Source organism: Burkholderia sp. LFS061, assembly GCF_047978125.1.
Lineage (GTDB): Bacteria > Pseudomonadota > Gammaproteobacteria > Burkholderiales > Burkholderiaceae > Burkholderia > Burkholderia pyrrocinia_C.
This window is the reverse complement of record NZ_JBFPFS010000043.1, coordinates 13,939-33,444: the sequence shown is the minus strand read 5'-3', so window position 1 is coordinate 33,444 and position 19,506 is coordinate 13,939. Positions and strand designations below refer to the sequence as shown.

The following is a 19,506-nucleotide window of genomic DNA, read 5'->3' as shown; positions in this document are numbered from 1 at the left end:
CACCGCGCCTGCCCGGCGCACTCGACGTTGCCGCCGAAACCTTCGCGCGCCGCCGTCATGCCTCCTGAAACGCTGCGATACTGACGCCTGCGCGCTGCGCGCCCCTTTTCCACAGGAGCCAGGACATGCAAACGGCAGTCGGATTCATCGGCCTCGGCGTGACAGGCACGCCGATGGCGCTCAACCTTGCGCGGGCCGGCTCGCCGCTCGTCGTGCAGAGCCGTTCGAACAGCAGCGATGGTGCGCTCGAGGCAGGCTGGTTCGATCTCGCGGAACTCGATCGGGACGATCTGCTGATGAGCCCGGGGGTCCAGGACGTCGCGCGACGAGCCGTCGAACGGACATCCGAACCACGACAAATCAAGCCATGATCAGAATCCGCAAATCCACCCAGGCCGATGGCTCACGCGTGCTGGATATCTGGCGCAGCGCGGTCGACGCGACGCATCACTTCCTGAGCGACACCGACCGACGCGCGATCGATGCCGAAGTCGAGCCGTTTCTGCCCGGCGCGCCGCTCGATGTGGCCGTCGACGAGGCCGATCGGCCGATCGGCTTCATGCTGCTCGACGGCAGTCACATGGCAGCGCTGTTCATCGATCCCGCTCACCATGGCGCGGGCATCGGGCGCCTGCTCGTGGAAGAAGCGCTCAGGCGCCATCCCGACCTGTCGACCGACGTCAACGAGCAGAACGAATCGGCGGCGGGATTCTATGAAAGGCTCGGATTCGAGCGCTGCGGGCGATCGGCGCTCGACGGACAGGGGCGGCCTTATCCGCTGGTCCACCTTCGCTATCGCGGCGCGATCGCGTCTGGCCGGTCGCAGGAAAACGCGTGACTTGGACTTGCGCGGCATCGCCTGCCGCGCCGCTTGCCAACCACGCACCGAACGCCCCGAAGCACTCGCTCGCCTTCGATTGCGCGATACCCATGCAATCCATGCATCGCAGCTAAACGGGAGATTTACAGCGATCCGATCGGATTCAGCATCAGGCAGCGCGCACGGCAAACCATGGGCTCGATCCGGATGGTCGACGACCGGAGCGGGCTTCCAACATACGATCACGCCGACGAACTGCGGTTCGTCAGCGGCCAGCGCCCTATTACATCGTAGTGCGTCCTGCGGAGCCAACTGTGAATCAGGACGAATTCGCGGACGGTCCACGTAATCGGATCGATCCTGTACTGATCGGGCCTGCGTTCGCCGTACAGCAACGTCACGTGGGGCGTGAAACGCGCACCTGAAACACGCAGACCTGCCTTTCCAAGGGCATCTCGAAGTTGCTGCTGAAAATCGATCAATATTTCCAGCCCCGCGTTCCCAGTCAGTACCAGAGGCCGATGGCCCGGCCGCCCATTGAAGCTGACGAGCCGATCGAAGGTGACGCCGAAAGACGGCACATCGATGCGATCCGCCGCGGCACATGCACGCGCGATGATGGCGCCCGGCACATAAGCAAAGTCGCCCAGGGAGTACAGCGTGACATGCAGACGCTCGGTGTGCAGCACCCCGCGCTCCCCAGGCTTCCCTGACTGCAAGCCTTCAGTCATTCCGGCAATACATGCAGCCGCCGCTGGATCGGGCATCGCAGCGAAGAAAAAGCGATGCTCGGGAACCGGTGGCGGCACGTCGAATCCGGGTAGCGTCAGCTGAGTCATGGCCATATTGCAGATACGCCGATGGCAACGTCTCCATTATCGTCGATCGGAAGACAACCCTTCCGTCGCGCAAACAACAACGCCCGGCAGGTATCCCTGTCGGGCGCCTGCATCATCCGATGCGGCAAGCTGCCAACGATGCACCGAGCGCCGGACTTGGTATCAAGACATCAAGGACCCGTTTTGGAATTGGACGTCGACAGCAACCGCATGGCACCGGATCGCAAGCGGGGAAATGGCAAGAACGATCGTTTCTCGAACTGAACGAGTCTTTCACAGGCCCGATGATGCTAACCTCTTGGCCAAACTAAACGCCACCGCATGAAGCACCAGGATTCAACCATGCAAACCGTCGCGGTACTGGACTTCGAAACAACCGGGCTTTCGCCGAATCTGGGCGACCGTGCCACCGAAATTGCCGTGATCCTTCTACGCGACGGACAAGTCGTCGACCGTTTCCAGAGCTTGATGAATGCGGGCAAACGCATACCGTCCGATGTCGTCGCGCTGACCGGCATCACGAACGACATGATTGCATCGGCTCCCCCGGCGTCAAAAGTCATGAAGGAAGCGGCGGCGTTCGTTGGCAAGCATGCGGTCGTCGCCCACAACGCCGGTTTCGACAAGCGGTTCTGGCAGGCAGAACTCGGGCTTCTCGGCATGTCGGCCGAGCATGCCTTTGCCTGCACGATGCTCGTCGCGCGACGCATTTACCCGGACGCACTGAGCCATCGCCTGTCGAGCCTCGCAGACATGCTGCGATTGCCGAAATCGGGACGTGCGCACCGGGCGATGGTCGATGCCGAGATGGCCGGCCATCTGTGGTGCCGGCTGCAGCAGGACATTGCACGGACTTATGGACTGGATCGTATCGATCACGCGCTCATGACACGTGTCCAGGCAACGGCGAAGGCGAACGTGCCAACATACCTGCGTTCGCTCGTGGGCACGCCCGCATGAGAAACCGAGGCGCGATGGCTCTGACTTGCGCAATCCATTAACGAAAAGCGGCTTGGCAACCTGCCAAGCCGTTTTCTTGTCTGACCTGCCCCCGGTTTTAAAACCGGGGGCAGTCTACTAATACAAGGAAACGGCAGGACGGCCATTTTGTGGCCGCCCACGACGCTGACTCACTGAGTCGCGACTTATTTTTCGTACTATTCAAGGCCGATCAGGAGCACTTTGAGGGTACCTCCGTGGCTGAGGTCTCCCAGATAGGCCACGACCTTCCGCTTCTGCCCAAGCGCTGTGAGCGCGTTTCCAATCTGGATCAGCAACGCCGTGTTCGAGGCATTCACTGCAAACGAATTCCCCCCCTCGTTATTGAGCATGAAAGGAAGGGTATCCTGCTTGTCCCAATAGCCCAGCTGGATTGACTCAACCTCTACGCGTTTCAAATCGTCCGCATTCTCCGCGAGCCTTTGAATTTCGCTGAATTTTTCGTTCGACATGACAATTTCTCCTGCTGTGAGTTGAAAAACCGAAAGCCAGGGTCGTATAGCCCGAATCTGGCTTGCGCGAGTCACGCATCGATAACGTTCATCACAATCTCCGTGGCGGCTTGGGCCAGCCATTCGCGAAGAGCCCCTGCCAGGAAGAAATTAGGCTGAGCGCGCAGAGCAATCAATTACGCTCGATTACAGTCGCGGCGAAATTGGGGGTAGCAGCACGTCGTTTAACGACTTCTCCATCAAGCGGCCTCGCTACACAGCACGCGAACGCTGTTTCAATCCGCGCCTTTTGCGCTTCAACTGGTTGCAGGTAACGATTGGGTACGGCATGGCGCAGTCGATGAGCGGAGCCGCCGGTTGAACGAGAGCAGAAATAAAGGTACCGGCGACGCCTCATGGCGCACGAATGTTCTCGGTGTGTTCTTGTCGATGAAACACGAAATCCGCGCGATGCTCCAACCGGGCGATGGCACCTGCCAGGCCAAAAACGAAAAAAGCCCGCTGTGACGCGGGCTTAGGTGTGTTTTACTGCCAACGGATGCCGGCCAGTGCCGGACACCAGATCACTCCCACTCGATCGTCGCCGGCGGCTTCCCCGAGATGTCGTACACGACACGGTTGATCCCGCGCACCTCGTTGATGATCCGGTTCGACGCGCGGCCGAGCAGCGCGTACGGCAGGTGCGCCCAGTGTGCGGTCATGAAATCGGTCGTCTGCACTGCGCGCAGCGACGTCACGTAGTCGTACGTGCGGCCGTCGCCCATCACGCCGACCGACTTCACCGGCAGGAACACCGCGAACGCCTGGCTCGTCAGGTCGTACCAGCTCTTGCCGACATCGGCCTCGCCGCACAGGCCGGCAGCCGCATCCTGCGCGGTCGCGGTCGTGTTGCGCAGTTCCTCGATGAAGATCGCGTCCGCGCGGCGCAGCAGGTCGGCGTATTCGCGCTTCACTTCGCCGAGGATCCGCACGCCGAGGCCCGGGCCCGGGAACGGATGGCGATACACCATCTCCGGCGGCAGGCCGAGCGCGACGCCCAGCTCGCGCACTTCGTCCTTGAACAGGTCGCGCAGCGGCTCGAGCAGCTTCAGGCCGAGCGTTTCCGGCAGGCCGCCGACGTTGTGGTGACTCTTGATCGTCGTCGCCTTCTTCGTCTTCGTGCCGCCCGATTCGACCACGTCCGGATAGATCGTGCCCTGCGCGAGCCACTTCGCCTTCGACAGCTTCTTCGCCTCGGCCTGGAACACTTCGACGAACTCGCGGCCGATGATCTTGCGCTTCGCTTCCGGATCGGTCACGCCGGCCAGGTGGCCGAGGAACTGGTCGGACGCGTCGACGTGCACGACCTTCGCGTGCAGGCGGCCCTCGAACATGTCGAGCACCATCTTGCCCTCGTTCAGGCGCAGCAGGCCATGGTCGACGAACACGCAGGTGAGCTGGTCGCCGATCGCGCGATGGATCAGCGCGGCCGCGACGCTCGAATCGACGCCACCCGACAGGCCGAGAATCACTTCCTCGTCACCGACCTGCTCGCGGATCTTCGCGACGGCTTCCTCGATGTGGTTGCGCATGATCCAGTCGGGCTTCGCGCCGGCGATCTGCAGTACGAAGCGCTCGATGATCTGGCGGCCCTTCACTGTATGCGTGACTTCCGGGTGGAACTGCACCGCGTAGTAGCCGCGCGCCTCGTCGGCCATGCCGGCGATCGGGCAGCTCGGCGTCGATGCCATCAGCGCGAAGCCCGGCGGCAGCTCGGCGACCTTGTCGCCGTGGCTCATCCAGACCTTCAGCATCCCGTGGCCTTCGGCCGTCGTGAAATCCTCGATGCCGTCGAGCAGCCGCGTATGGCCGTGCGCGCGCATTTCCGCATAGCCGAATTCGCGATGGTCGCTCCACTCGACCTTGCCGCCGAGTTGCACGGCCATCGTCTGCATGCCGTAGCAGATGCCGAGCACCGGCACGCCGAGATCCCACACGGCCTGCGGCGCGCGCAGCTGGTGGTCTTCGTACGTGCTCGCGTGGCTGCCCGACAGGATCACCGCCTTCGGCGCGAACTCGCGGACGAAGTCGTCGGACACATCGTTCGGATGGATTTCGCAGTAGACGTGCGCTTCACGCACGCGTCGCGCAATCAGTTGGGTGACTTGCGAACCGAAGTCGAGAATCAGGATTTTGTCGTGCATGGCTGCGGACGGGATGAAGAGAATAAGAAAAGCAGCGCACGAAGCGCTGCGTCAATAGCATGGACAGCGGCGTCGGGCGGCAGGCGGCACGCGCGACGCATGGCCGGTCAATCCTGCATCGGCGGGCGCTCGTCGAGTGCGACGCCGCCTGATTGGCTGGACGCGGCCGACGACGGCGCGGCGGGCGCCGCGGGACGGCTAACGATGGGTTCGACGCGCTGCGGTGCGGGCGGCGACGCCGGCGCCATCGCCGGCTCGGCCGGACGCTGCGCCGGTGCGCGCGCGTCGAGCGCCTGCGCCTTCTCGCGCCGGCGCACGGCCGATGCGAGCCGCACGCCGCCGAGGCCGAGCACGATCAGCGCGACCCCGGCCACGGCCGACAACACCCGGCCGGCGGCCGCGAGCGCGGGACCGCTGCCGGTGCCGATCGACCAGACGATCGTCAGCACGCCGGTCAGCCAGTACACGTGGCCGACCGACCGCGCGACGGGCGCCGTGAGATCGCCGTTGAACGCCGCATGAAACGCGAGCCACGCGAGCCCGAGCAATGCGATGCCGAACGCCTGGCCGAGCATCGCCGGCTGGATGTTCGCAAGCTGCAGCGCGTTGAAGAGCGACTGCCAGGGCGTCAGCACGAACAGCACGCCGAACGCCAGCAGCAGCACGGCATCGATGATCAGCACGGCTCGCAGCAGCGGTTTCATCGGCGGTCAGTCCACGTGGTAGTTCGGCGCTTCCTTCGTGATCTGCACGTCGTGCACGTGCGACTCGCGCATGCCCGCAGCGGTGATCTGGACGAATTCGGCCTTGTCGTGCAGCTCGTCGATCGTCCGGCAGCCGCAGTAGCCCATGCTGGCTCGCACGCCGCCGACCAGCTGGAACAGGATCGCGTTGACCGAACCCTTGTACGCGACGCGGCCTTCGATGCCTTCCGGCACGAGCTTGTCGATGTTCGCCGAGTTGTCCTGGAAGTAGCGGTCTGCCGCGCCGTCCTTCATCGCACCGACCGAACCCATGCCGCGGTACGCCTTGTACTGGCGGCCCTGGTACAGGAACACGTCGCCCGGCGACTCTTCGGTGCCCGCCAGCATGCTGCCCATCATCACCGCGTTCGCGCCGGCCGCGAGGGCCTTCGACACGTCGCCCGAGAAACGCACGCCGCCGTCGGCGATGCACGGCACACCGGTGCCCTTCAGCGCTTCCGCGACGTTCGCGATCGCGCTGATCTGCGGCACGCCGACGCCCGCGACGATCCGCGTCGTGCAGATCGAGCCGGGGCCGATACCGACCTTGACCGCGTCCGCGCCGTATTCGACGAGCGCCTTCGCGGCAGCGGCCGTCGCGATGTTGCCGCCGATCACCTCGACGTGCGGGAAATTCTGCTTGACCCAGCGGACGCGCTCGAGCACGCCCTTGCTGTGACCGTGCGCGGTATCGACGACGATCACGTCGACGCCGGCCTGCACCAGCAGCTCGACGCGTTCTTCGTTGTCGGGACCGACGCCGACCGCCGCGCCTGCGCGCAGCTTGCCGTGTTCGTCCTTGCACGCGTCCGGGTGCTCGGTCTGCTTCGTGATGTCCTTGACGGTCATCAGGCCGCGCAGTTCGAACGCGTCGTTGACGACCAGCACGCGCTCGAGGCGGTGGCTGTGCATCAGCGCCTTCGCTTCGGCGAGCGGCGTGCCTTCCTTGACCGTGACGAGGCGCTCGCGCGGCGTCATGATCGACTTGACCGGCTCGTCGAGGCGCGTTTCGAAACGCAGGTCGCGGTTCGTGACGATGCCGACGAGCTGCGGGCCTTCGACGACCGGGAACCCCGAGATGCCATGCTGGCGCGACAGCGCGATCACGTCGCGCACCTTCATTTGCGGCGGCACCGTGATCGGGTCACGGACGACACCCGACTCGAAACGCTTGACCTTCGCGACCTCGCGGGCCTGTTCGGCCGGCGTGAGGTTCTTGTGGACGATACCGACACCACCCTGCTGCGCCATCGCGATCGCGAGACGACCTTCGGTGACCGTGTCCATGGCGGCGGACACGAGCGGCATGTTCAGGGAGATGTTGCGGGTCAGCTTGGTCTTGAGGCTGGTGTCGCGCGGGAGAACGTCGGAAAAGGCGGGTACGAGGAGCACGTCATCGAAAGTGAGTGCTTTTTGGATCAGACGCATGGCAAATCCTATGGGCGCAAAAGCGAATTATACGCGAAGCGCTGCGAATTTTCACAACACGAACAACGGCTTAGCCGTTTTCATGCGTCCGGGGGCCGAATCGTTCGGATCGCCGTTCGGTTCGTTTTCGATCGCCTTTCGTTTCGCCGCCGCGTCGAGCCATTCGCGCAACGGGCTGCGCCGCGGCAACCGCGCCTGTCGCGGCCGGGCCACACGGCAGCCGCGGCACCCGTCGCCCGCGGCCCGGCAACGCGCCGGATCGGCTCGCCTCCCCGGTCTTATACCAGCCCGGCCGCGCGCGCGATCATCGCGAGACCGCCCCCGATCGCGATACCGCCGACCAGCCGCGCAACGCGCTCGCCGGCCGGCGCCAGCCGCTCGGCGGCAATCGCGACCGTCATGGCGGCCATCACGCGCAGATCCATCATGCCGGCCGCCAGCGCGATCGCCATCAGGTTCCCGCAACAGGCGCCGCAACGCGTCGCGGTTCGCACACCGTGCCGCCAGGCCGCGCCGGCATCCGGGCGCGACCGGCGCGGGCCCGCCGCAGCGTGCCGGCAGCACGCCAGCCGGCGCGCCTTCCACGCCGAGAACTGCAACACGCCCGCGCCGAGCACGACCGCGCCGGCCGCGAACGGCATCGCACGGGCGAGCGCCGGCAGCCGTGCCGCGGCGGCGGTCAGCGCGCCGCCGAGCGCAAACGTCACCGCGCCGAGCGCCATCCATACCGCGAAATACCCGGCGCCCGCGACGACGACCAGCCAGGTCGAGCGCGCCGCGCCCAGCTGGCCGACGCGCTGCCGGTATCGCCAGAGCGTCGGCGCCAGCACGGGAAGCATCATCGTCACCGTCATCGCGCCCCACATGCCGGCGAACGCCGCGAACGCGCGTCCGGCGCCCCATCCGCACGGCCGCAGCCATGCGGACGAGAGCATCCAGCCGCCGGGCATCGGTTCGCCGCCCATCGCGTCCATCGACGCGTGCTGCGCCAGTGTCGCCATCGCCGCGGCGGCGAACACGGCGACGAACACGGCGGCGAGCGCCGCGCCGAATGCGCGCCGATCGCGGCCCGTGTCGCCGGTTGCCGGCCATGTCATCGCACGCTCCCGCCCCGTCGCCGGCCCGCGCTCAGCCGCGCGCGTATTCGTCGTGCCGGCGCCACCACGGGCCCGCCTCGTTGCGCCCGCGCGGCGCGCGATCGAGCCACTGGTACATCCCCCACAGCCCGTCGAGGCCGCGCGCATAGGTCGAATACGTATGATAGACGGCGCCGTCCTCACGCACGAACGCGCTCATCCCCGGCCGGTCGAGCGAATACGTGGCCGCGTCGGTGCCGCACGTCGCCGCGAACTGCACGACGGGCGCCGGCGGCGGATCCATGTCCATCGCATGTCCCGCCCTCGCGTAGTTGTATTCGACGTCGCCCGTGCGCCGCTGCGTTTCGGTGAACGACACATTGAAGTCGAAGTTGAAATCGCTGCCGACCGACGACGCCCACGGGAAAGTCCACCCCATCCGCTGCCGGTACGCGAGCAGCTTCGCGAGCGGCGCGCGCGACACGGCCGCGAGCGTCACGTCGTGGTTCGCCAGGTGCACGGCAAAACCGTCGAAACCGTCCGCGAGCGCCGAGCACGACGGGCAGCCGGCCTTGTAGTCGGGGCCGAACATGAAGTGATAAACGAGCAGTTGCGAACGGCCGCGAAACAGGTCGTCGAGCGTCGCCTGCCCTTCTTCGGTGTCGAACCGGTAGGTCTTGTCGACGCGCACCCAAGGCAGTGCCTGGCGCCGCCGCGCGAGTTCGTCGCTTTGCCGCGTCAGCGCCTTTTCTGCTTCGAGCAGCGCCCTGCGCTCGGCCAGCCATTCGTCGCGCGTTCCGGTGAGATGGGTCGTCATTGCGGGTTCCTCCTTCCGATGGGTATCCGGGCACGGCGTACGGCGCCGTGTGCGTGGTGCTAGATTAGTGCTCGGCATCGGGCCGGAGGGAGTGACAAGTGTGTCGGGATTCGGATGGATTCGCTGATCACCGCGGCCGCGCGCGCGCTCGCGGCCGGTGACGCGCTCGGCGCGCTGAACCGCGTCGCGCTGCGCGACGATGCGCCGGCGCTCGCGCTGCGCGGAATCGCGATGGCTCAGCTCGGCGATTTCGAGCGCGCGCGGGCACTCGTGCGCGGCGCCGCGCGCGCGTTCGGCGTAAAGGAAGCCGTGGCGCGTGCGCGCTGCGTCGTCGCGGAAGCCGAGATCGCGCTCGCGTCGCGCGACCTCCGCTGGCCGACGCGCGCGCTCGACGCCGCGTGCGCGACGCTCGACGCGCACGGCGACCGCGCGAACGCCGCGCATGCGCGTTATCTCGGCGTGCGCCGGCTGCTGCTGATCGGTCGCATCGACGATGCCGAACGGATGCTCGCGCATCTCGATCCCGCGCCGCTGCCGGCCGCGTCGCGCGCCGCCCATGAACTGATCGCGGCCGGCATCGCGATGCGCCGCATCCGCACGCATGCGGCTCGCGCGGCGCTCGCCCGTGCACGTGCAGCCGCCCACGATGCCGGCATCGCCGCGCTGACGGCCGAAGTCGATACCGCCGCGCGCGTGCTTGATGCGCCGGCCGCGCGACTCATCGCGCGCGGCACGTCGCGGCTCGTTCAGCTCGACGAAGTCGAGACGCTGTTCGCGTCGAATGCGCTCGTCGTCGATGCGTGCCGCCACACGGTGCGCGACGCGCGCACGACCGTGTCGCTCGCGCGCCGCCCCGTGCTGTTCGTGCTCGCCCGCGCGCTCGGCGAGGCATGGCCGGCCGACGTGTCGAGAAACGCGCTCGTGGCCGCAGCGTTCCGCGCGAAACATGCGGACGAATCGCATCGCGCGCGCCTGCGCGTCGAGATCGGCCGGCTCCGAGCGGTGCTGCGGCCGCTCGCGAACGTCACCGCGACGCCGCGCGGCTTCGCGCTCGAACCGCTCGGCGTGCGCGAGACCGTCGTACTCGCGCGCCCGGTCGACGATCGCCACGCGGCCGTGCTCGCGCTCCTCGCCGACGGCGAGGCGTGGTCGAGCTCCGCGCTGGCGCTCGCGCTCGGCGCGAGCCAGCGCACCGTGCAGCGCGCGCTCGACGCGCTCGCCGAAGCGGCCAAGGTGCAGGCACTCGGCCGCGGCCGCGCGCGCCGCTGGATGACGCCGCCGCTGCCCGGATTCGCGACGACCTTGTTACTCCCTGCCGCGCTGCCGGGAGATTAGGATGGCCTCACCGAACGACGAGGTGACGAACATGAAACGCTCCAATGCAGACATCATTCGCGAGTACGGCCCGTTTCCGGGCGTCGACGGCGTGCACGGCGTCACGTTCGACGGGCGGCACGTGTGGTACGCGTCCGGCGACAAGCTGAATGCGCTCGATCCGGAGCGCGGCACGACCGTCCGCTCGCTCGACGTCACCGCGCATGCGGGCACGGCGTTCGACGGCCGCCACCTGTTCCAGATCGTCGAGGACCGCATCGAGAAGATCGATCCGGAATCCGGCCGCGTGCTCGCGACGATCCCGGCACCCGGCGGCGGCGCCGACTCTGGGCTCGCGTGGGCCGAAGGCACGCTGTGGGTCGGCCAGTACCGCGAACGCAAGATTCATCAGATCGATCCGGAATCGGGCGCCGTGCTGCGCACGATCGAATCGAACCGCTTCGTCACCGGCGTGACGTGGGTCGACGGCGAGCTGTGGCACGGCACCTGGGAAGCCGACCAGAGCGATTTGCGGCACGTCGATCCGCGTACGGGCCAGGTGCTCGAGCAGGTCGACATGCCGCCCGGCGTCGGCGTGTCGGGGCTCGAATCCGACGGCCACGATCTTTTCTACTGCGGCGGCGGCAACAGCGGCAAGCTGCGCACCGTGCGTCGCCCGGCGCGCGTGCGGGCGTCGGGCGACGGCGCCGGTGCGACGCCCGACCCGGCCGACGGCTGATTCGCACCGTACCGAACCGTGGAACCCTCGATAACCAGGAACGGATCGCGACCGCTCCGTCGCACGGCACGTCGAAACCCCGCCATTTCCCGAGTGCAGGAATGGACAAGACGCCGCCGAACCGGCGTCGCTAAGATGCGCGCTCGTCAGTCATGTGTTCGGAGCGGTCGATGCGACGCGGTGTGGTCTATGGTGTTCTCGCAGGTGCCCTGTGGGGCATGGTGTTTCTCGTTCCGCGGCTGCTGACCGACTTCTCGCCGCTGCTGCTAAGCGCCGGCCGCTACGCGATGTATGGCGTCGTGTCACTCGCGGCCGCGCTGCCGGCCGCCCGCTCGCTGCTCGCGCGGCTGACCCGCGAAGATCTGGTCGCGCTCGTGAAGCTCGCGGTCGTCGGCAACGTCGCGTACTACATGCTGCTGTCCGGCGCCGTGCACCTGATCGGCATCGCGCCCAGTTCGCTGATCGTCGGCGTGCTGCCCGTCACCGTCACGCTCGCGGGCATCGGCGACCACGGCGCCGTGCCGCTGCGGCGGCTTGCCGTCCCGCTCGCACTGGTGATCGCGGGCATCGCTTGCATCAACGTCGACCTGTTCACGTCCGAGGCCGCGCACGCGACGACGCTCGGCCAGAAGCTCGCTGGCATCGCCTGCGCAGCCGGCGCGCTCGCGAGCTGGACCTGGTACGCGGTCGCGAACACGCGCTACCTGCAGCGCCATCATCATTTCGGCGGCAACGAATGGTCGGTGCTGTGGGGTGTCGTGACGGGCCTGATCGGCGCGCTCTGCTGGATCGCAATCCTCGCGCTGCCGGCCGGCACGGTGCAGGCGGCCGTCCCGGCGTCGCGCTGGCAACTGTTCTGGCTGCTGAATCTCGTGCTCGCGATCGGCGCGTCATGGCTCGGCAACGGGCTGTGGAATGCGGCGTCGAAGCGGTTGCCGCTCACGCTGTCGGGTCAGTTGATCGTGTTCGAAACCGTGTTCGCGATGCTTTACGCGTTCGCCTACGACCAGCGGATGCCGCACCCGCTCGAGATCGCCGCGCTGGTGCTGCTGCTCGCAGGCGTGTACGGCTCGGTGCGACAGCACGACGACACGCCCGCCGGCGGAGACACGCCGGGCAGCGCGTCGGTCAACGCGAACGCCGCGGCCCACTGAGCGCCGCGGCGCTTGATCAGACGAATCGGAGCGGAAGGAGCGGAATCGCGCGTCAGCGCGCGTCCTTGTGCATCCATTTGCGGCCCTCGATGGAGCCGGCGCGGCGGGACTTGTCGACGCGCCGCTGGCGCGCCAGCTTCGGATCGACGATCAGCGGGCGGTAGATCTCGACGCGGTCGTGGTCGGCGAGCGGCGCGTCGAGCGGCGCGAGCTTGCCGTACACGCCCGTCTTCGCTTGCGCGAGGTCGATCTCCGGGTGCAGCGCGAGCACGCCGCTCGCGTCGATCGCTGAGCGAACGGTCGCGCCTTCGGGCAGCGACACCCGAATCAGCGTCTGGCGGTCCGGCAGCGCATAGCAGACTTCGATCGACAGCATCGCGTCACCCCTTCCCGTAGCGCTGGTCCGCACGCTTCACGAACGAATCGACGAACGTGTTCGCGATGTGGCTGAACACCGGCCCGATGATTTTCTCGAGCAGGATGCTCGAAAACTCGTAGTGCAGCGCGAATTCGATCTTGCACGCATCGGCGCGCAGCGCGGTGAAGCGCCACGAGCCCGTGAACTTCTTGAACGGGCCGTCCGTGAACTCCATGTCGATCCGCGTCGGACGCTGCTGCGTGTTGCGCGTCGCGAAATGCTGCTTGATGCCCTTGAAGTTGATATCGATGCGCGCTTCCATCCCGCTGTCGTCCTGACGGCGAATCTCGACGCCGCCGCACCAGGGCAGGAAATTGGGGTAATCGGCCACGTCGGTGACGAGGTCGAACATCTGTTCCGCCGAATGACGGATCAATACGGTTTTCTGGACATCTGCCATAAATCGCGCGGCATCGCTCAAGGTGGGAACGCAAGCCGGGCGATTCACGCCCCGCTTTGCTAAAATCGTGATTTTAAACGAGTTGGCCCGATCCTTTCATGAGCATCATCGACAACAGGAAAGCGCACTTCGATTATCACATCGAGGAACGCTACGAAGCGGGGCTCGTGCTTGAGGGCTGGGAAGTCAAGGCGCTGCGCGCCGGGCGAGGCCAGATCAAGGAAGGCTACGTCGTGGTGAAGAACGCCGAGATCTTCCTGATCGGCACCCATATCAGCCCGCTGCCCGAAGCCTCGACGCACATCAAGCCCGACCCGGTCCGCACGCGCAAGCTGCTGCTGCACCGTGAGGAAATCAAGAAACTGATCGGCAAGGTCGAGCAGCGCGGCTACACGCTCGTGCCGCTGAACTTCCACTACAAGGGCGGCCGCGTGAAGTGCGACATCGCGCTCGCGAAGGGCAAGAAGCTGCACGACAAGCGCGAAACCGAGAAAAAGCGCGACTGGGAACGCGAGAAAGCGCGCATCATGCGCGCCGGCACCTGACGCGCGCGACGCGTATCGAAAACGACACGGCCCGCTCGAAGCGGGCCGTGTCGCTTTGTAAAGCGTGATTCGCACATATCGGCGACCGGACGCGGGCGGCGGGATTCCGGATGCCGCGCCGGTTCGGTTGACGATACGGGCCGGCCGGCAACCGACGGACCTCATCCGGGCCGCCCGGCTGCGCGACGATTCGCCGCACGCCTATCGCATACGGCAGCCGTCGGCACATAGTGCGTCCGGCTCAGCCCTTCCCGCCCGCGGCCGGCGACGCGTTCTTGACGATCGACATCGCCGATGCGATCGCACTGCCGAGATCCGACAGGTTCGACGGCACGATCAGCGTATTGCCCTGCTTCGCGAGATTCGAGAACGCGCCGACATACTGCTCGGCGACCTTCAGGTTCACCGCGTCCATCCCGCCCTGCGACTGGATCGCGCTCGCGATCTTCTGGATCGCCTGCGCGTTCGCCTCGGCCACCGCGAGAATCGCGGCCGCCTCGCCCTGCGCCTGGTTGATCGCGGCCTGCCGCTCGCCTTCGGACTTCTGGATCGCCGCCTCGCGCGCGCCCGACGCGAGGTTGATCTGCTCCTGCTTGCGGCCTTCGGACGCGGCGATCAGCGCGCGCTTCTCGCGCTCGGCGGTGATCTGCGCCTGCATCGCGTGCAGAATCTCCTTCGGCGGCGTCAGGTCCTTGATCTCGTAGCGCAGCACTTTCACGCCCCAGTTCGCCGCGGCCTCGTCGAGCGCCGACACGATGCTGTGGTTGATGAAGTCGCGCTCCTCGAAGGTCTTGTCGAGCTCCAGCTTGCCGATTACCGAGCGCAGCATCGTTTGCGACAACTGCGTGATCGCGAGCACGAAGTTGCTCGACCCGTACGATGCCTTCATCGGGTCCATCACCTGGAAATACAACACGCCGTCGACCTGAAGCTGCGTGTTGTCGCGCGTGATGCAGATCTGGCTCGGCACGTCGAGCGGAATTTCCTTCAGCACGTGCCGGTACGCGATGCGATCGACGAACGGCAGCACGATGTTCAGCCCCGGCGACAGCGTCGCGTGATAGCGACCGAAGCGCTCGAGCACCCACGCATGCTGCTGCGGCACGATCTTCACCGTCTTCGACACGATCACGATCGCGATGACGAGCAGGACAACCCAGATGATCAGCGAATCCATGGACTATTCCCTCCTTGTTGTATCGGCGGACAATCAGCCCGCGGGTTTCGCCACGACTACGAGACAGTTGCCGCGCACGGCGCTTACCTGATACACGTGCGCATCGTCGCGCTCGCCGTTCGCGAGCTCGACGTCCCAGTCGGCGCCGCGATACTGCACGCGCGCACGACCGTCACGCCACGCGTCGACCGTAACGGTCGCACCGATATCGAGATTGATGTCGGGATTCGTCGACGTGTCGCGCTTCTGCTTGCGGCCGAGCCCCGAACGGCGCAGCACGATCATCGCGACGATCGCCACCACGGCCGCCGCGCCGAACTGCACGTGCGGCGCGAAACCCGCCAGTTGCAGCAACCCGCCCGCGAGAAAGCCGAGCGCGATCATCAGCAGATAGAACGTGCCCGTCAGCAACTCGGCCACGACCAGCACACCCACCGCGACCCACCAGAACAGATGCCCCGACATCATTGTGGTCTCCAGAAAACGCCCCCAGGCTCACTTGCGTTGCATGGGATCGGAGTACGCGCTGAAGCGCTACTCCGGATCGACACGTTCACCGCCCCCCCGAGGGGGCGGTCGGCACGCTTGGGGCGGCCCGGCGCGTCCCGACAAACAAAAACACCCCGGCGTCTACCGGGGTGTTTATAGCATGAACCTTGCATTTTGCCTTCAACGAAAGCGCAGCGGCCCCGCGCTTTCGCCGAAGGTGCGTTACCGTCCGTTACTTCCGGTTGGCGAGCGCCTGCCACGTATCGATGATCGTGTCCGGGTTCAGCGAGATCGACACGATGCCTTCGTCGGCCAGCCATTGCGCGAAGTCCGGGTGATCGGACGGGCCCTGGCCGCAGATGCCGACGTACTTGCCCATCTTGCGGCAGGTATCGATCGCACGCTTCAGCAGGAACTTGACGGCCGGATCGCGTTCGTCGAAGTCGACTGCCAGCAGTTCCATGCCCGAGTCGCGGTCGAGGCCGAGCGTGAGCTGCGTGAGGTCGTTCGAGCCGATCGAGAAACCGTCGAAGTGCTGCAGGAAGTCTTCGGCGAGGATCGCGTTGGTCGGGACTTCGCACATCATCACGAGGCGCAGGCCGTTTTCGCCGCGCTTCAGGCCGAACTTCTCGAGCAGGCCGACGACACGCTCCGCCTGCTTCACGGTACGCACGAACGGCACCATGATCTCGACGTTGGTCAGGCCCATCTCGTCGCGCACGCGCTTCAGTGCACGGCACTCCATCTCGAACGCCGGCGCGAAGTCTTCCGCGATGTAGCGCGACGCGCCGCGGAAGCCCAGCATCGGGTTTTCCTCGTCCGGCTCGTAACGCGAACCGCCGATCAGCTTCTTGTACTCGTTCGACTTGAAGTCGGACAGGCGCACGATCACGGGCTTCGGATAGAACGCCGCGGCGATCGTCGCGACACCTTCCGTCAGCTTGTCGACATAGAACTGACGCGGCGACGCGTGGCCGCGCGCGACGCTCTCGACGGCCTTCTTCAAGTCCTGGTCGATGTTCGGGTACTCGAGAATCGCCTTCGGGTGAACGCCGATGTTGTTGTTGATGATGAACTCGAGACGCGCGAGGCCCACGCCGCCGTTCGGCAGCTGCGAGAAGTCGAACGCGAGCTGCGGGTTGCCGACGTTCATCATGATCTTGACCGGGATTTCCGGCAGTTCGCCGCGCTGCACTTCCGTGACTTCCGTCTCGAGCAGGCCGTCGTAGATCTTGCCTTCGTCGCCTTCCGCGCACGACACGGTGACGAGCGCGCCGTCCTTCAGCACGTCGGTTGCGTCGCCGCAGCCGACGACCGCCGGCACGCCGAGCTCACGCGCGATGATCGCCGCGTGGCAGGTCCGGCCGCCACGGTTCGTGACGATCGCGGCTGCACGCTTCATCACCGGCTCCCAGTTCGGGTCGGTCATGTCGGCAACCAGCACGTCGCCCGGCTGCACGCGTTCCATTTCCGACGGATCCTGGATCACGCGCACGCGGCCCGCGCCGATCTTCTGGCCGATCGCACGGCCCGTCGCGAGAACCTGCGACTGGCCCTTCAGCTTGAAGCGCTGCTCGGCCTTGCCGCTCGCCTGGCTCTTCACCGTTTCCGGGCGCGCCTGCAGGATGAAGATCTTGCCGTCGCGGCCGTCCTTGCCCCACTCGATGTCCATCGGACGCTGGTAGTGCTTCTCGATGATGACCGCGTACTTCGCCAGCTCGATCACGTCCTCGTCGGTGATCGAGTAGCGGTTGCGCTGCTCGTGCGACACGTCGACCGTCTTCACGCGGCCCGGCTCGCCCGGCTGCGTGAATTCCATCTTGATCAGCTTCGAGCCGATCGAGCGGCGGATGATCGGGTATTTGTCCTGTGCGAGCGTCGTCTTGAACACATAGAACTCGTCCGGGTTCACCGCGCCCTGCACGACGGTTTCGCCCAGGCCGTAGCTCGACGTGATGAACACGGCGTCCTTGAAGCCCGATTCGGTGTCGATCGTGAACATCACGCCGGCGGCGCCGACGTCCGAGCGGACCATGCGCTGCACGCCGGCCGACAGAGCGACCTCGGCGTGCGTGAAGCCCTTGTGCACGCGGTACGAGATCGCGCGGTCGTTATACAGCGACGCGAACACGTGCTTCATGCGGTCGAGCACGTCTTCGATGCCGACGACGTTCAGGTACGACTCCTGCTGGCCGGCGAACGATGCGTCGGGCAGGTCTTCCGCGGTCGCGGACGAGCGCACGGCGAACGACAGCTCGCCCGGCGAGCCGTTCTTCAGGATTTCGAACTGCGCGCGGATTTCCTGCTCGAGGCGCGCCTGCATCGGCGCGTCGACGATCCACTTGCGGATTTCGGCACCGGCTTCGGCGAGCGCCTTCACGTCGTCGATGTCGAGCGACTCGAGACGCTTGGCGATGCGGTCGGTAAGGTCGTTGTGCGTGAGGAAATCGCGGAAAGCGAGCGCGGTCGTGGCGAAACCGGTGGGCACACGAACGCCAGCTTCGGAAAGCTGGCTGATCATCTCGCCGAGCGACGCATTCTTGCCGCCGACGATCTCCACATCGGTCATCCGCAACTGCTCGAACGGAATTACATACGCCTGGTCCTTTGCGACGTTTGCTGCGTTAGTCATACAAGCCCCTAAGTGTGAAAAAAATGCTCGATCGCGCAAGTGGGCTTGGACGCGGGCGCTTGCAAAAAGGCGCGGCGCGTCTTGCGCAACCTGTTAGATAAACACTCGCAGGGCGGAAAATCTTCCGACCCGATTTGCAAAAATCCCGGCAGAAGGGCGATATTTGCAGACAAATCGCCAAACTTGCCGGGAATTTTGGAATCGAGCGGCGAAGCCACGGGCGCCGTTCGCGCCCTGCCCCCGCAATTGCTTATCCAACAGGTTGCCGCTATTCTACCGTGCCGGCTGCCGGATGTGGCGCGACCTTGTCACTGTGTCTGGAGGCGAACCTCCAGCCGCCCCGTGCAACCGCCCTTCACGTTCGACGCCCAGATTCATGCTGCCTACCGTTTTCATCGTCTCCGACGGCACCGGGATTACTGCCGAAACCTTCGCGCATTCGATCCTCTCCCAGTTCGACCAGAAATTCCGTCTCGTGCGCGTGCCGTTCGTCGACTCGCTCGACAAGGCCTATGCGACCGTCGAGAAGATCAACGAGGCCGCCGTGCACGACGGCCGCCGCGCGATCGTGTTCACGACGCTCGTCGACAGCGAGTCGAACGACATCGTCAAGCGCTCGAACGCGCTCGTGCTCGACATGTTCCAGCGCTTCGTCGAGCCGCTCGAGCAGGAGCTGGAGCTCAAGTCGAGCCACGCGATGGGCCGCGGCCACCAGAACGCGGACACCGAGGAATACAAGACGCGGATCGAGGCGATCAACTTCTCGCTCGCGCACGACGACGGCCAGTCGAACCGTAACCTGTCGGAGGCCGACGTGATCCTCGTCGGCGTGTCGCGCAGCGGCAAGACGCCGACGAGCCTGTATCTCGCGATGCAGTACGGCGTGAAGGCCGCGAACTATCCGCTGATTCCGGAAGACTTCGAACGCGGCAAGCTGCCGTCGGCGCTCTCCGCGCACCGTGAAAAGCTGTTCGGGCTGTCGATCGACCCGCAGCGCCTGTCCGAGATCCGCAACGAGCGGCGGCCGGGCAGCAAGTACGCGGCGCCCGAGAACTGCCGCTTCGAGATCAACGAGGCCGAAGCGATGATGCGTCGCGAAGGGATCAAGTGGCTGTCGTCGACACACAAGTCGATCGAGGAAATCGCGACGACGATCCTGCAGGAAATCCGCCTCGACCGGCAGTCGTACTGAGCGCCGGCGCGCTTGCGGCCGCTCGGCCGCCGCCGGAAAAACAAAAAGGCCGCGAACGAACGCGGCCTTTTTCGTGGTGCGGGGAATGC

General features: G+C 65.9%; 20 protein-coding genes and 1 pseudogene. 9 read left to right on the top strand and 12 right to left on the bottom strand.

Features of this window, described 5'->3' with window-relative positions:
* Window positions 1-125: 125 nt before the first annotated feature.
* Both ACNQQL_RS28760 and ACNQQL_RS28755 read left to right on the top strand, forming a co-directional pair.
* A pseudogene (locus ACNQQL_RS28760) lies at window positions 126-302 on the top strand (NAD(P)-binding domain-containing protein); the annotation flags it as partial.
* 65 nt (window positions 303-367) lie between these two features.
* A complete protein-coding gene (locus ACNQQL_RS28755; protein ID WP_347067414.1) occupies window positions 368-838 on the top strand; it encodes an acetyltransferase in 471 nt (156 codons plus the stop codon).
* 224 nt (window positions 839-1,062) lie between these two features.
* Here ACNQQL_RS28755 and ACNQQL_RS28750 read toward each other — a convergent pair whose 3' ends face one another.
* A complete protein-coding gene (locus ACNQQL_RS28750; RefSeq protein WP_347067412.1) occupies window positions 1,063-1,659 on the bottom strand; it encodes a 2'-5' RNA ligase family protein in 597 nt (198 codons plus the stop codon).
* A gap of 342 nt (window positions 1,660-2,001) precedes the next feature.
* On the opposite strand from ACNQQL_RS28750, the gene ACNQQL_RS28745 reads away from it, so the two are divergent.
* Window positions 2,002-2,619 (top strand): 3'-5' exonuclease, encoded by a 618-nt coding sequence (locus ACNQQL_RS28745; RefSeq protein WP_347067410.1) that lies wholly within the window; start codon window positions 2,002-2,004, stop codon window positions 2,617-2,619.
* A 197-nt stretch (window positions 2,620-2,816) separates the two neighbouring features.
* Here the strand turns inward: ACNQQL_RS28745 and ACNQQL_RS28740 are convergent, their stop codons facing one another.
* Complete coding sequence (locus tag ACNQQL_RS28740; RefSeq protein ID WP_347067408.1) at window positions 2,817-3,110, bottom strand: hypothetical protein; 294 nt, start codon at window positions 3,108-3,110, stop codon at window positions 2,817-2,819.
* A gap of 357 nt (window positions 3,111-3,467) precedes the next feature.
* On the opposite strand from ACNQQL_RS28740, the gene ACNQQL_RS28735 reads away from it, so the two are divergent.
* The gene (locus ACNQQL_RS28735; protein WP_347067407.1) at window positions 3,468-3,617 is read left to right on the top strand and encodes a hypothetical protein; all 150 of its coding nucleotides are present in this window, start codon (window positions 3,468-3,470) and stop codon (window positions 3,615-3,617) included.
* Window positions 3,618-3,673: 56 nt separating this feature from the next.
* On the opposite strand, the gene guaA is transcribed toward ACNQQL_RS28735, so the two are convergent.
* The 5 genes from guaA to ACNQQL_RS28710 form a co-directional block, all read right to left on the bottom strand.
* On the bottom strand, window positions 3,674-5,293 hold the full coding sequence (guaA, locus tag ACNQQL_RS28730) for a glutamine-hydrolyzing GMP synthase (RefSeq protein ID WP_072437108.1): 1,620 nt from the start codon (window positions 5,291-5,293) through the stop codon (window positions 3,674-3,676).
* A gap of 107 nt (window positions 5,294-5,400) precedes the next feature.
* Complete coding sequence (locus tag ACNQQL_RS28725) at window positions 5,401-5,997, bottom strand: hypothetical protein (protein ID WP_347067404.1); 597 nt, start codon at window positions 5,995-5,997, stop codon at window positions 5,401-5,403.
* A 6-nt stretch (window positions 5,998-6,003) separates the two neighbouring features.
* Window positions 6,004-7,464: an IMP dehydrogenase gene (gene guaB, locus ACNQQL_RS28720; protein ID WP_034181136.1), complete on the bottom strand. Its 1,461-nt coding sequence runs from the start codon at window positions 7,462-7,464 to the stop codon at window positions 6,004-6,006.
* Window positions 7,465-7,742: 278 nt separating this feature from the next.
* Window positions 7,743-8,561: a DUF2182 domain-containing protein gene (locus ACNQQL_RS28715; RefSeq protein WP_347067402.1), complete on the bottom strand. Its 819-nt coding sequence runs from the start codon at window positions 8,559-8,561 to the stop codon at window positions 7,743-7,745.
* A 31-nt stretch (window positions 8,562-8,592) separates the two neighbouring features.
* Window positions 8,593-9,357, bottom strand: coding sequence for a DUF899 domain-containing protein (locus tag ACNQQL_RS28710; RefSeq protein WP_072437105.1), 765 nt, complete (start codon window positions 9,355-9,357; stop codon window positions 8,593-8,595).
* A 114-nt stretch (window positions 9,358-9,471) separates the two neighbouring features.
* Here ACNQQL_RS28710 and ACNQQL_RS28705 point away from each other — a divergent pair, with 114 nt between their 5' ends.
* The 3 genes from ACNQQL_RS28705 to ACNQQL_RS28695 all read left to right on the top strand — a co-directional run bounded on the left by ACNQQL_RS28705 (window position 9,472) and on the right by ACNQQL_RS28695 (window position 12,564).
* Complete coding sequence (locus tag ACNQQL_RS28705; RefSeq protein WP_347067400.1) at window positions 9,472-10,692, top strand: helix-turn-helix domain-containing protein; 1,221 nt, start codon at window positions 9,472-9,474, stop codon at window positions 10,690-10,692.
* 31 nt (window positions 10,693-10,723) lie between these two features.
* Window positions 10,724-11,410, top strand: a complete 687-nt coding sequence (locus ACNQQL_RS28700; protein WP_347067398.1) for a glutaminyl-peptide cyclotransferase — start codon at window positions 10,724-10,726, stop codon at window positions 11,408-11,410.
* A gap of 170 nt (window positions 11,411-11,580) precedes the next feature.
* A complete protein-coding gene (locus ACNQQL_RS28695; protein ID WP_347067396.1) occupies window positions 11,581-12,564 on the top strand; it encodes a DMT family transporter in 984 nt (327 codons plus the stop codon).
* 52 nt (window positions 12,565-12,616) lie between these two features.
* On the opposite strand, the gene ACNQQL_RS28690 is transcribed toward ACNQQL_RS28695, so the two are convergent.
* Both ACNQQL_RS28690 and ACNQQL_RS28685 read right to left on the bottom strand, forming a co-directional pair.
* On the bottom strand, window positions 12,617-12,940 hold the full coding sequence (locus ACNQQL_RS28690) for an RnfH family protein (protein ID WP_034181131.1): 324 nt from the start codon (window positions 12,938-12,940) through the stop codon (window positions 12,617-12,619).
* Window positions 12,941-12,944: 4 nt separating this feature from the next.
* Window positions 12,945-13,382, bottom strand: coding sequence for a type II toxin-antitoxin system RatA family toxin (locus ACNQQL_RS28685; RefSeq protein WP_034181130.1), 438 nt, complete (start codon window positions 13,380-13,382; stop codon window positions 12,945-12,947).
* 98 nt (window positions 13,383-13,480) lie between these two features.
* Between ACNQQL_RS28685 and smpB the strand changes: the two genes are divergently transcribed.
* Window positions 13,481-13,927 (top strand): SsrA-binding protein SmpB, encoded by a 447-nt coding sequence (smpB, locus tag ACNQQL_RS28680; RefSeq protein WP_006478511.1) that lies wholly within the window; start codon window positions 13,481-13,483, stop codon window positions 13,925-13,927.
* Between the two features lie 241 nt (window positions 13,928-14,168).
* On the opposite strand, the gene ACNQQL_RS28675 is transcribed toward smpB, so the two are convergent.
* The 3 genes from ACNQQL_RS28675 to ppsA form a co-directional block, all read right to left on the bottom strand.
* Window positions 14,169-15,104, bottom strand: coding sequence for an SPFH domain-containing protein (locus ACNQQL_RS28675; protein WP_069745079.1), 936 nt, complete (start codon window positions 15,102-15,104; stop codon window positions 14,169-14,171).
* 33 nt (window positions 15,105-15,137) lie between these two features.
* Complete coding sequence (locus ACNQQL_RS28670) at window positions 15,138-15,572, bottom strand: NfeD family protein (protein ID WP_072437101.1); 435 nt, start codon at window positions 15,570-15,572, stop codon at window positions 15,138-15,140.
* A gap of 253 nt (window positions 15,573-15,825) precedes the next feature.
* Entirely contained in the window at window positions 15,826-18,225 is a 2,400-nt protein-coding gene (gene ppsA / locus ACNQQL_RS28665) for a phosphoenolpyruvate synthase (RefSeq protein ID WP_347067392.1), read from the bottom strand.
* Window positions 18,226-18,601: 376 nt separating this feature from the next.
* Here ppsA and ACNQQL_RS28660 point away from each other — a divergent pair, with 376 nt between their 5' ends.
* Window positions 18,602-19,417: a pyruvate, water dikinase regulatory protein gene (locus ACNQQL_RS28660; protein WP_034181125.1), complete on the top strand. Its 816-nt coding sequence runs from the start codon at window positions 18,602-18,604 to the stop codon at window positions 19,415-19,417.
* Window positions 19,418-19,506: the final 89 nt, after the last annotated feature.